Raw genomic sequence first — 12,270 nt, forward strand, 5'->3', positions numbered from 1 at the left:
TTTATGTTTTTAACAAGGTATTTTGTTTACTCTGTTCTGGTGTCTTCCGCCTTCAAAATCGGTGTTTAAAAACGTGTCTACCATTTCTATTGCCTGTTGTATAGAAGTGTAACGGGCAGGTATGCTAATAATATTAGCATCGTTATGTTGGCGCGCCAGCGCCGCGATTTCTTTTATCCAGCATAGTGCAGCCCTAATTTTCTGGTGTTTGTTAACACTCATGGCAACACCGTTACCGCTACCACATATAATAATACCAAAATCGGCAACACCGTTTTCAACATCATTAGCAACCGGGTGTACAAAGTCTGGATAGTCTACACTGTCAAAAGTATCTGTACCGTGGTTAATAACTTCTATACCTTTGTCCTCCAGGTATTTTACAATGGCTTTTTTATAGTCAGGACCTGCGTGGTCGTTACCAATTGAAATTTTCATACGTTTCTGCTGTAATTAAATATTAAATTTACCCTGCAAAGTTACCAAGAATTAAGCATCCTTAATAGTATAGCAAGTTAATTTATCTTTCCTGCCTGATTTTCAGCACCTTGACTTTCTGTAAAAATGTTAAATTTTTGAATTGTTAACAGAATATGTAAATGTACTGAAAACTAAGTAGTTAAATTTTAACAGTTATTGTTCATAACTTTAAATAGAAAAAAGTAAAATTTTTGAGAACCTATTGAAAATTTTCGTAATCCAAAACCTAACCTTCCTATCCAAATTTATTTCTTACTTTTTCTTTGAAAGTTATGAAAAGGTTAACAAGGGTTATTAACAGCAATTAACAGGGTAAGTTTTCAAACAAAACAATTAAAAAACACTAATTAACCATTGTTAATAACCTGTACCCCTTTTTACAAAAAACCTTTATTTTGAATTGTTTACAATTTCTTAACTTTGTTAATACCTTTGTATAAAATTGTATAACTCACTTAAAAAACAAATCGGAAGAAAGTTATACCCGTTATTAACACGCAATAATCATCATCATAAAGATTTCAAAATTTTAAAAAAGCTTTTTTTGTTTTTAATGAATGTTGAAAACCTTTATAACTTTTGATCAGACGATTTTTAAATTGGATTGATCTTCAAAGTTGCTGAGTATCTCTTTTACGGTTTCCAGATCGTTAGGATGTACTTTGAGTTTGATTCCTCCCAGTGCGTGCGAATAGAAAGGAGCGAGGCCCGTAATGGTTTCGTTCTCGAAATAAAAGCTTATACCGGCCTCTGTTAATAAGTGCTTCAGTATGGTAATTTCATGCGGATAGCTGTATACAGCTGCTACTATAAAATTTGTCATATGTAAATGAGGTTCAGTATTATCCCTATAAATTTAGTAAGTAAAAGTTATTATTTCATTAATTGTGGTAACTATTCTGTAAGTAATTTGTAATTTTCAGCATTATTAAAATATATATGAGTAAAAAAAGAAACGGAAAACCAACCGTAAAGATGGAAAAAGACTTTTCCAGAAAGATTTTTAAAATACTCTCTAAAGATCCCAATAAGCTATTTAACTACAAGCAGATAGCAGCTGCTCTTGAACTTAACGATACAAAAAGCAGAAACGAGATTATAAAAGAGTTAAAATACCTTGCCTCTAAAGAAAAGATTGAAGAAGTGGAAAGAGGGAAATACAGGGTTATATCTAAAGCCGATTATATTGAAGGAACTATAGATATGACCAGCAGGAAAACTGCCTATTTTGTATCTACAGAACTTGAAGACGATGTTTTTATACCTACCGGTAACCTTAATAAAGCTTTAGACGGAGACAAGGTTAAGGTTTATATCTATAACCGAAGAAGAGGAAGAAGACCTGAAGGAGAGGTAGTTGAAATTATTGAAAGGGCCAAAACAGAATTTGTAGGCGTTATTGATATACAAAAGAACTTTGCTTTTGTAAGTACTGCAAACCCTAAAATGTATACTGATATTTTTGTTCCTAAGAATAAATTAGGCAATGCCGAAAACGGAGATGTTGTACTTGTAAAGATAGAAGACTGGCCTGAAAAGGCAGACAGCCCTTTTGGAGAGGTTTTAAGGGTACTTGGACGCCCTGGTGAGCACAATACCGAGATACACGCTATTTTGGCCGAATACGGGCTTCCTTACGACTTCCCTGTGGATGTCGAGGCCTATGCACAAAAGATAGATACATCAATCAAAGAAGAAGAGATTGCAAACAGGAGGGATATGCGTAAGGTACTTACCTTTACCATAGACCCTAAAGATGCAAAGGATTTTGATGATGCCTTATCGTTCCAAAAGCTTGAAAACGGTAATTATGAAGTAGGTATTCATATCGCCGATGTATCGTACTATCTTGAAGAAGGTACCCTACTGGACGAAGAAGCTTACAGCAGGGCAACCTCTGTTTACCTGGTAGACAGGGTAGTACCTATGCTTCCGGAAGTACTGTCAAACTTTGCCTGTTCACTAAGGCCTAACGAAGAGAAATATACTTTCTCTGCCGTATTTGAGCTTAATGAAAAAGCAGAAGTAGTAAACCAGTGGTTTGGACGTACGGCTATTTATTCCGATCAGCGTTTTGCTTATGAGGAAGCACAAAGTGTTATCGAGACAAAAGGAAATACCATTCCTGCAGATGTTTCATTAACAGGGGAGGAGTACCAGATAAGCAATGATATACAGGAAGCTATATTAAAGCTTGATGACCTGGCTAAGATTATGCGTAGAAAACGTATGCAGCATGGTGCCATTTCTTTTGATAAAGTGGAAGTTAAGTTCAATTTAAATGAAGAGGCAGAACCAATAGGCGTTTACTTTAAAGTAGCTAAAGATGCCAATCATCTTATTGAAGAATTTATGCTTTTAGCTAACCGTAAGGTGGCAGAATTTATAGGAAAGCAAAAACCTCAAAAAACTTTTGTTTACCGTATTCACGATGAACCGGATGAGGATAAGCTTATTAACCTGCAAACTGTAATCTCTAAGTTTGGTTATAGCATCAACTTTAAATCAAAAGATGCTATTTCTAAATCGCTTAATAATTTATTGGCAGAAGTACAGGGAAGAAAAGAACAGAATCTTGTAGATACCTTAGCGATAAGAACTATGAGTAAGGCTAAGTATTCTACCGAAAACATAGGACATTACGGACTTGCATTTGATTATTATTCGCATTTTACATCGCCCATAAGGCGTTATCCGGATGTTATGGCACACAGATTGCTGCAACACTATCTGGATGGAGGCAAATCGGTTGATGAAGAAGCTTATGAGGAAAAATGCAACCATTCGTCTAACATGGAAAACCTGGCTGCCAATGCAGAGCGTGACAGTATTAAATACATGCAGGTTAAGTACATGCTGGATCATAAGGACGAGGAATTCTTAGGTGTGATATCAGGTGTTACCGAATGGGGTATTTATGTGGAGATAGTTTCTAACAAATGTGAAGGTATGTGCCGCATTCGTGAAATTAAAGATGATTATTACACTTTTGATGAAAAGCAATATGCTTTAGTAGGTGAGGTAACCCATAATTTATTACAGCTGGGTGATGAAGTTTATGTAAAAGTGAAAAATGCCGACCTGGTTAAAAAGCAGCTTGATTTTCAGTTCCTTGGTAAGAAGGAGTAATCAATCAAAATCAATAAATTATGAAAAAATTCATTGTAGCTTTACTACTTGTTTCAGGTAGCATTTTTGCTCAGGAAACAAGAAACCTTGGAGATTTTTCTACCGTAAAGGTGTTTGACCAGATTCATGTTTTAATGGTTCAGTCTGATGAAAATAAGATTCTTATTTCCGGACATGACTCTAAAGATGTGGAAGTTGTAAATAAAAATGGTGAGGTAAAAATCCGTATGAAGTTTTCCAAACTGCTTCAGGGCGATGATATTTCAGTTACTTTATATTACAAAAATGTAGATCAGATTGAAGCCAGCGAAGGTGCTTATGTTTCTTCTCAGGATACTTTTAAAAGCGTTGCTTTTGAACTTAATGTAAAAGAAGGGGCAGAGGTAAAGCTTAATCTTGATGTACAAAAGCTTAAAAGTAAAATTAAATCGGGCGGTATAGTTACTATTACCGGTACTGCTGATAACCATGATGTTAGTATTAGTTATGGTGGTATTTTAAATTCTAAGGATTTAACAACTAAACAAACTACAATAGGCATTAAAGCAGGAGGGGAGGCAGATGTTTATGCTACTGATTTTGTAGATGCCGAAACTACTGCCGGAGGTGATATAGATGTTTTTGGCAGTCCTAAACAGGTTAACCAAAAGAATACCGCAGGAGGTGATATCAATATCATGTAAATAGCCTTGATAATATAAAATACAGAATCCCGAAAGTGTAAAGCTTTCGGGATTTTTTTATTATAACTGTAACAATCAGTATATCAATACTGTCTTTAGTGGTATCAATCATAATTATTATACCATGAAAACATTATTTGTATGTGCTGCAATAGCAGTATTTCAGTTTGCGGGAGCACAAACTACTAAAAACATAAAAGGTTTTTCTAATCTTGCTATTAGCGGAAGTATGGAAATCACACTTGTAAAATCTTCAGACAATAAAGTGGTTATTACAGAAGGTAATGAGGATGATATTAAAATAGGTACCGTAGAGGGTAACCTGGCTATCAGTAATGAATCTGACGGAGTAGAACTTACTATTTATTATAACAGTACTATTGAAGTTATTGCTATTGCCGGTGGGGCTGAAGTAAATGTAAAAGATAACATTAAAACCAAAAACCTGAATGTTAGTGTTGCCGATGGTTCAGAGGTTAACCTTAAGGCAGATGCTGATAATGTGAGTATTGCAGCAGCTTCAGGATCTGAAATTCATCTTAGTGGGAAGGCAAAAAACTTTGAGGTTCATGTAGCATCGGGTGCTGAACTTAATGCAGACAAGTTTAAAACAGAAAACAGTTCTGCAGTTGTAGCATCAGGAGCAGAGGTATCTATTTATGCTACAGAAATGGTTAACGCAACGGTTGCTTCAGGTACGGAATTAAATGTTTATGGTAATCCTAAAAAAGTAAATGATAATACAGCTCCTGATGGTGAGTTAAATATCATCAGATAAACATAGTTTTTAAGCTTTTTGATGGTTTTATTTAAAAATTTAAAGTAGTAACTTGCATCAATTAAATTTAATTGATGTTACAGGATATTTTAAGCGCCGTATCTTTAGGTTTTTTCTTGAGTATAATGCCCGGAGCAGTTTTTTTTGTATTACTGGAAACGAGTGTTGTTAAAGGTTTTAGAGCCGCATTAGCGTTTGATTTAGGAGCTATATTTTCCGATATTATATTTATTCTTATTGCTTATTTCAGTAGTTATAAATTGCTTCAGAATATTAAAGATGAGCCTGCCTTATTTACTTTTGGCGGGCTCATTATGGTTACATACGGTATTATTTCTTTTATAAAGATTAATAAATCGGCTAAAAATGAGATAATAGACGACGCCTCACGCGATATTATCAAAAAGAACTACTTCAGTCTGTTTGCTAAAGGTTTCCTTCTTAATTTCATTAATATTGGTGTATTAGGGTTTTGGCTTGCCATCATCATTACCTGGGGCCCTCAGCTTGATTTAGATCCTACAAGGATATTTATTTTCTTTACTGCGGTTATATGTACTTATTTACTTATTGATATAGGTAAAATAATGCTGGCTAAGCAGTTAAGAAGCAAACTAACCATGAATAACATAAACAAGATTAAAAAAGGGATAAGTATCATACTTATAATTTTTGGTATTGCACTGCTAGTACAGGGTTGGTTTCCGGCAGAAAGAAAGATAATGGATTCTGCTATAGACAGGCTGGAAAACAATAATTAAGAAACATAAATAAATAAAAAAAGCTATCATGAAAATGATAGCTTTTTTTGTGGAGGCATCGAGCGGATTCGAACCGCTGTAGCAGGTTTTGCAGACCTGTGCCTAAGCCCCTCGGCCACGATGCCATTAGGTTTATGGTTGGCAAATTTACATATATTTTGCAGTAACGCAAGAAATTTTGAAGGTAAATTTATTTTTCCGTAAACTTCCTGCAAGATAAAATGTTTTATCTTTTTTTAATCATTTATTAATGAAAACTTTAGGTTCTGTACTCTTCTAACTCAATTGTTACAGCTTCCACATCTCCGCCAATAGGAGGATTGATTTTAGAAACACCTACAATTATTCTTGATACAGCCGGAATTTCATCAAAAATCCTTTTTACTATCCTTTTTGCAACGTGTTCTAACAGTTTAGAACGTATAGCCATTTCCTCTATAACTATCTTGTTAAGATGCACATAATCAACAGTATCATCCAGTTCATCTGTTTCCATAGATTTTCTAAGATCTGCCTTTATTTCAAGATCTACCCTGTAATCAGATCCTATCTTACTTTCCTCAACTAAACAGCCGTGGTAAGAAAATGTGCGTATATTTTTAAGTTTTATGGTTCCCATAGCAATAAATTATTGTGGCGTAAAAATACAATTTATTAGCCTTTTATGCTGTTTTAAATATTCTTTAAAGTCGGGTTTTTTAAATACCTTTGCAATCTTATTATTTTATAGTATATGTCTACAAAAGAAAAATCACTGAATTTTATTGAAGAGATAATCGAAGATGATTTGGCGAAAGGAATGCCAAAAGATGAACTTCGTTTTCGTTTTCCTCCGGAACCTAATGGTTACCTGCATGTTGGGCATGCCAGCTCCATATGCCTTAATTTTGGTTTAGGATTACGTTATAATGCACCTGTTAACCTTCGTTTTGACGATACAAACCCTGCAAAAGAAGAGCAGGAGTATGTAGATGCCATTAAGAAAGATGTGGAATGGTTAGGTTACCAATGGGCAGAAGAGCGTTATGCTTCAGATTATTTCCAGCAATTATATGATTGGGCTGTTGATTTTATTAAGAGAGGATTGGCTTATGTAGACAGCCAGTCATCAGAAGAAATGGCTAAACAAAAAGGAACTCCTTCACAACCGGGAACAGAAAGTCCATACAGGAATCGTTCGGTAGAAGAGAACCTTGAACTGTTTGAGAAAATGAAGAATGGTGAATTCCCTGAAGGTACTCATGTTTTAAGAGCTAAAATAAATATGTCATCTTCTAATATGCTTATGCGTGATCCTATTATGTACAGGATACTTCATAAACATCATCACAGAACAGGTGACAACTGGAAAATATACCCGATGTATGACTGGGCTCATGGAGAAAGTGATTATGTTGAACAGATTTCACATTCACTTTGTACCCTTGAGTTCCTTATGCACAGGGAGTTATATGATTGGTTCCTTGATCAGATTTATGATAACAAATCGATGAGGCCAAAACAACGTGAATTTGCGCGCAGAAACCTTAGCCATACAGTAGTAAGCAAACGTAAGTTATTACAACTTGTACAGGAAGGTCATGTTACCGGTTGGGATGACCCAAGAATGTCTACTATATCAGGTATGAGAAGAAGGGGTTATACTCCAATGGCTATCAGGAATTTTGCTGATACTATTGGTATTGCTAAACGTACGAACCTTGTAGATGTTTCTGTATTAGAGTTTTGCGTAAGGGAAGACCTTAACAAAACAGCTCCAAGGGTAATGGCAGTACTTGATCCTGTAAAACTTGTTATAACTAACTATCCTGAAGGACAGGAAGAATGGCTGGATGCAGAAAACAATCCTGAAGATGAAGCTGCAGGATTTAGAAAAGTTCCTTTTTCACGAGAATTATATATTGAAAGAGAAGACTTTATGGAAGAAGCTAACCGTAAATACTTCCGTTTATCCTTAGGTAAGGAGGTACGTCTTAAAAATGCTTATATCATTAAGGGTGAAAGTGTTGTTAAGGATGCAGATGGAAATATAACTGAAATACACTGTACTTATGATACTGACAGTAAGAGTGGTAGCGGTACAGAAGCCAGCTTAAGAAAGATAAAAGGAACTATTCACTGGGTATCTATCCAACATGCTGAAAAAGCTGAAATAAGGATTTATGACAGGTTATTTACTCATGAAAATCCGGATGGAGATAAGGAAATTGACTTTAAGAGCTATTTAAATCCAAATTCTTTGGAAGTAATTACAGGTTATTTAGAACCAAGCCTTAAGGAATCAAATTCCGGAGACAGATTCCAGTTCCAACGTTTAGGATATTTTTGTGTGGATCCAGATTCAACATCTGAAAATTTAGTTTTCAACAAAACGGTTGGATTGAGAGATACATGGGCAAAAATTGAAAGTAAGGAATAGACTACAACATATAAATTTTTTCTATTAAAACTCCGGGTGTTATCCGGAGTTTTTTATTATATATAAATACTATTATTATAATAAATATTATAATCGTTTACTATTAAAAGTGACCTTTATAAATGAGTTATAAGAGATAATTTTTTGTAAGAAATGTATTTATATGGTGCTACCTGTAAAACCCTTTTAAATCTCGTTATTTTAATTTTTTGTTTTATTTAGCCTTCAATTAACTACACATTAACATCCTACAAATGTTAAAGTCTTTACCTTTATAATTATTAACTGAAAAATTCATAAATTATGGCTGGTAAGACAGAAACAGTACTTGCAGTTTTGGCAGGTGCGGCGATAGGGGCTGCTGTAGGAATTTTATTTGCTCCGGATGAAGGATCTAAAACCCGAAAGAAAATTAAAGACGGTTATGATCATAAAAGAGATGAGATAAAAGATAAACTTCATGAATTATCTGAACAGGTGAAAAGCAAGTTTGGATACTCTACGGCTGATATCGAATCCGGATTAAATCATCTTGTTTCTACAGTAGAACAAAAAAAAGAAGACATTATAGCTACTCTTGAAAAAAAACTTGAGGAACTAAAAGGAACAGCAAAAGCTGCTGCAGGCAAATAAACTAATTTGTTTTATTTATGGCATTTGAAGAAATAAAAGAAAATGCAGAGGATCTTAAAAACCAGGCCAAAGAACTTATTGATGCTAACTTAAAGTATTATAAGCTTTGGGGTTTTAAGATTCTTATGAAATCAACCTCCATAATGCTGAAAGTGTTTCTTTTAGCCATTATGTTACTGATTGTTACCCTGTTTTTTTCAATTGCCTTAGCTATCGGTATTGGGTATGCCCTGGATAATATGGCCTATGGTTTTCTTATTGTAGGCGGTATTTATTTAATACTGGCCATTATAGTATATAAGTACCAGGATAAACTTACCGAAGGACCGTTACTGGCTAACTTTTCACGAATATTCTTTAAAGATTACGATTAGCCATGAAATCAAAGATTTACACCAGTTACGAGGAAATCAATAAAGACCTTAGAATACTAAAGGTTGAAAAAGATCTTGCCTATCATAAACTGCTTAAAGAAGTAGAAGAGACTAAAGAAAGTCTACAGTTAAAAAATATGATAGGGGATACACCTAAAAAAATACTAAACATTTTAAGCTTATTTGCAGGCCCGTTAAAAAGCCTGGCAATGACCTTCCTGTTTAAAAAGATATTTAAATAAAAAAAGCGGCTCTTTTAAAAGCCGCTTTTTTTATTACTCGTTGTCATTAGAATCTTCATCTTCATCCTCATGTCTGGGAGCTATATACCTAGAATCTTCATCTTTGGTATTCTTTTTCTTGTTCTGCTTTTTCATAGCTTCTCCTATCTGATTTGAAGCTGAAAACGAAGCCACCATGTTATTAAGCATGTCTGTACCTGCTTGTGGTGAGTTAGGTAACAGTATCAGATTAGAATTGGTGTCGCTACCTATAGACTGAAGTGTATCATAATGTTGCGTTACAACAATTAATGCTGATGCTTCCTGAGAATTAATACCTACTTTATTAAGAACATCAACACTTTCTACAAGACCTCTTGCAATTTCCCTTCTTTGGTCTGCAATACCCTGACCCTGTAATCTTTTACTTTCTGCCTCTGCTTTAGCTTTAGCAACGATACGAATCCTTTGTGCCTCTGCCTCATATTCTGCAGCTGATTTTTCCCTGTCGGCAGCATTAATACGGTTCATTGCATTTTTAACCTGAATGTCCGGATCGATATCTGTTATTAGTGTGTTGATAATATCATAACCATAAGTGGTCATGGCATCGTTAAGTTCTCTTTTCACTGCAATTGCAATATCATCCTTACGTTCAAAAACATCGTCAAGCCTTAGCTTAGGTACCTCTGCACGAACTACGTCAAATACATAAGATGTTATCTGATCATGAGGATATTCCAGTTTATAGAATGCCTCATATACTTTTTCCTGAATTACCTTAAACTGAACAGAAACCTTCATTTTAACGAATACGTTCTCTTTTGTTTTGGTTTCTATAATTACATCCAGCTGTTGTATTTTTAGGTTTATCCTTCCTGCTATTTTATCGATAATAGGCACTTTCCAGTGAAGGCCTGCATGCCTTATACTGCCAAATTTACCAAATCGTTCTATAATGGCAGCTGTTTGCTGCTTAACTGTAAAGAATGATGAAAGAAATAGTATGAATGCAAAAAACAGCACTACATACAAAAAAATGTTTCCCATGATTAGTTGATTTTTTTATTGATTGTTAAGATACGACTATTAGTACAATAAAAAAGCCTCTTGTTACAGAGGCTTTTTAAATTTTATAATGTTTCAACAGCTTTTTTAATCCTGTTTACTGTTTCTTCTTTTCCTATTAATGCCATAATATCAAACAAATGAGGGCCTTTTAGCGAGCCTACAAGGCTTAAACGCAGTGGTTGCATAACTTTACCCATTCCTATGCCTTTTTCGTTAATCCAGGCTTTTATTACATCTTCCAGGTTTTCAGAAGAAAAATCTAAGGTATTATTAATAACCTCACTAACTTCGATCATTAGAGCACCGGTATCTTCTTTCCAGTTTTTAATTGCTTTTTCATCATATTGCGATGGGGCAGTAAAGAAAAAGTCACTCAAATCCCAAAGTTCACTTGTAAAAGTAGCACGCTCTTTTACTAAACCTACAACCTGTTCAACATATTCTGCAGGTTTATTAATACCTCTTTCTATAAGAGTATGGTTAAATTCTTTTGCAATAGTCTGGTTATCCTGTCTTGTATAGTACTGGTGATTAAACCATTTGTTTTTCTCAGGGTCAAATTTTGCTCCTGCCTTATGTACTCTTTCTAAATCAAACAGTTTTACTAACTCATCTAATGTGAATAGCTCCTGATCTGTTCCCGGATTCCAGCCTAATAAAGAAAGGAAGTTAACAACTGCCTCCGGTAAAAAGCCTTCCTCTCTGTATCCTGATGATTTGGTACCATCTGCATTTTTCCATTCAAGCGGGAATACCGGGAATCCCATTTTATCGCCATCCCTTTTTGATAACTTACCATTACCTACAGGTTTTAATATTAACGGAAGGTGGGCAAATTCCGGAGCTTCCCACTCAAAAGCCCTGTAAAGTAATACGTGTAGGGGCAGGGAAGGTAACCATTCTTCGCCACGTATAACATGGCTTGTTTCCATCAAATGGTCATCCACTATATTGGCCAGGTGATAAGTAGGCATACCATCGCTTTTAAATAATACCTTATCATCTAATAGATTGGTTTCAAACTTAATGTCACCTCTTATAATGTCTTTTAAAAACAATGTTTCACCTACAGGAATTTTAAAACGGATAACATACTCTTCTCCGTTTGCAATCCTTTTTTCGGTCTCTTCTTTACTTATTCGTAAAGAGTTATCCAGTTTATCCCTGTTGGTATGATTGTATATAAACGTTTTACCCTGCGCTTCTTCCTCTTTTCTTAAGGCATCAAGAGCTTCAGCTGTATCAAATGCATAATATGCCCAACCTGAATCTATCAACTGTTGTGCATATTGATTGTACATAGCTTTACGTTCGCTTTGGCGGTAAGGACCAAATTTTCCTTCTTTTCCCACACCTTCATCAAAAGGAATTCCTAACCAGTTTAATGCTTCTATAATATATTCTTCTGCTCCCGGAACAAAACGGTTTTGATCGGTATCTTCAATTCTAAGGTAAAATACTCCGCTATGCTTTTTAGCAAACAGATAATTAAAAAGGGCAGTTCTTACCCCGCCTATGTGTAAAGGCCCGGTTGGGCTGGGTGCAAAACGCACGCGAACTTGTTTTGACATTGTTGATAAAATTTTGCTGCAAAGATACAATTATGATATTTTGCTTTTGGCCAATTTATGTCAGATATTTTTTAATGTATTGTAAATATTTAATAATCAGTATTTAAAGGTTAGTTTTTAAAATTTCGGAAAATAGGATTTAACTGTTAT

At 34.8% G+C, this 12,270-nt stretch carries 13 protein-coding genes and 1 tRNA gene; 8 read left to right on the forward strand and 6 right to left on the reverse strand.

The window, feature by feature from the left end; all coding sequences use genetic code 11:
* Window positions 1-9: 9 nt before the first annotated feature.
* Complete coding sequence (rpiB, locus tag FUA48_RS04070; protein WP_147582361.1) at window positions 10-438, reverse strand: ribose 5-phosphate isomerase B; 429 nt, start codon at window positions 436-438, stop codon at window positions 10-12.
* 625 nt (window positions 439-1,063) lie between these two features.
* Window positions 1,064-1,303, reverse strand: a complete 240-nt coding sequence (locus tag FUA48_RS04075; RefSeq protein WP_129750589.1) for a DUF2007 domain-containing protein — start codon at window positions 1,301-1,303, stop codon at window positions 1,064-1,066.
* Between the two features lie 116 nt (window positions 1,304-1,419).
* Between FUA48_RS04075 and rnr the strand changes: the two genes are divergently transcribed.
* The 4 genes from rnr to FUA48_RS04095 all read left to right on the forward strand — a co-directional run bounded on the left by rnr (window position 1,420) and on the right by FUA48_RS04095 (window position 5,831).
* The gene (rnr, locus tag FUA48_RS04080) at window positions 1,420-3,609 is read left to right on the forward strand and encodes a ribonuclease R (RefSeq protein ID WP_147582362.1); all 2,190 of its coding nucleotides are present in this window, start codon (window positions 1,420-1,422) and stop codon (window positions 3,607-3,609) included.
* A gap of 20 nt (window positions 3,610-3,629) precedes the next feature.
* Window positions 3,630-4,292: a head GIN domain-containing protein gene (locus FUA48_RS04085; protein ID WP_147582363.1), complete on the forward strand. Its 663-nt coding sequence runs from the start codon at window positions 3,630-3,632 to the stop codon at window positions 4,290-4,292.
* Window positions 4,293-4,416: 124 nt separating this feature from the next.
* Complete coding sequence (locus FUA48_RS04090) at window positions 4,417-5,070, forward strand: head GIN domain-containing protein (RefSeq protein WP_147582364.1); 654 nt, start codon at window positions 4,417-4,419, stop codon at window positions 5,068-5,070.
* Window positions 5,071-5,144: 74 nt separating this feature from the next.
* The gene (locus FUA48_RS04095) at window positions 5,145-5,831 is read left to right on the forward strand and encodes a LysE family translocator (protein ID WP_147582365.1); all 687 of its coding nucleotides are present in this window, start codon (window positions 5,145-5,147) and stop codon (window positions 5,829-5,831) included.
* 50 nt (window positions 5,832-5,881) lie between these two features.
* Here FUA48_RS04095 and FUA48_RS04100 read toward each other — a convergent pair.
* Window positions 5,882-5,956: transfer RNA gene (locus FUA48_RS04100), tRNA-Cys, on the reverse strand.
* A 134-nt stretch (window positions 5,957-6,090) separates the two neighbouring features.
* Window positions 6,091-6,450 carry a dihydroneopterin aldolase gene (gene folB / locus FUA48_RS04105; protein WP_147582366.1) on the reverse strand — a complete coding sequence of 120 codons (360 nt, stop codon included), beginning with the start codon at window positions 6,448-6,450 and terminating at the stop codon, window positions 6,091-6,093.
* A gap of 114 nt (window positions 6,451-6,564) precedes the next feature.
* On the opposite strand from folB, the gene FUA48_RS04110 reads away from it, so the two are divergent.
* The 4 genes from FUA48_RS04110 (at window position 6,565) to FUA48_RS04125 (ending at window position 9,499) form a co-directional block, all read left to right on the forward strand.
* A complete protein-coding gene (locus FUA48_RS04110; protein ID WP_147582367.1) occupies window positions 6,565-8,250 on the forward strand; it encodes a glutamine--tRNA ligase/YqeY domain fusion protein in 1,686 nt (561 codons plus the stop codon).
* A gap of 303 nt (window positions 8,251-8,553) precedes the next feature.
* Window positions 8,554-8,883, forward strand: coding sequence for a YtxH domain-containing protein (locus FUA48_RS04115; protein ID WP_147582368.1), 330 nt, complete (start codon window positions 8,554-8,556; stop codon window positions 8,881-8,883).
* Window positions 8,884-8,900: 17 nt separating this feature from the next.
* Window positions 8,901-9,257: a competence protein gene (locus tag FUA48_RS04120; RefSeq protein WP_129750598.1), complete on the forward strand. Its 357-nt coding sequence runs from the start codon at window positions 8,901-8,903 to the stop codon at window positions 9,255-9,257.
* Between the two features lie 2 nt (window positions 9,258-9,259).
* Window positions 9,260-9,499 carry a DUF6327 family protein gene (locus FUA48_RS04125; RefSeq protein ID WP_147582369.1) on the forward strand — a complete coding sequence of 80 codons (240 nt, stop codon included), beginning with the start codon at window positions 9,260-9,262 and terminating at the stop codon, window positions 9,497-9,499.
* A gap of 33 nt (window positions 9,500-9,532) precedes the next feature.
* Here the strand turns inward: FUA48_RS04125 and FUA48_RS04130 are convergent, their stop codons facing one another.
* Entirely contained in the window at window positions 9,533-10,528 is a 996-nt protein-coding gene (locus tag FUA48_RS04130) for an SPFH domain-containing protein (RefSeq protein WP_147582370.1), read from the reverse strand.
* An 83-nt stretch (window positions 10,529-10,611) separates the two neighbouring features.
* Complete coding sequence (gltX, locus tag FUA48_RS04135; RefSeq protein WP_147582371.1) at window positions 10,612-12,120, reverse strand: glutamate--tRNA ligase; 1,509 nt, start codon at window positions 12,118-12,120, stop codon at window positions 10,612-10,614.
* Window positions 12,121-12,270 lie beyond the last annotated feature (150 nt).

It is taken from the genome of Flavobacterium alkalisoli (assembly GCF_008000935.1).
Taxonomy (GTDB): Bacteria; Bacteroidota; Bacteroidia; order Flavobacteriales; family Flavobacteriaceae; genus Flavobacterium; species Flavobacterium alkalisoli.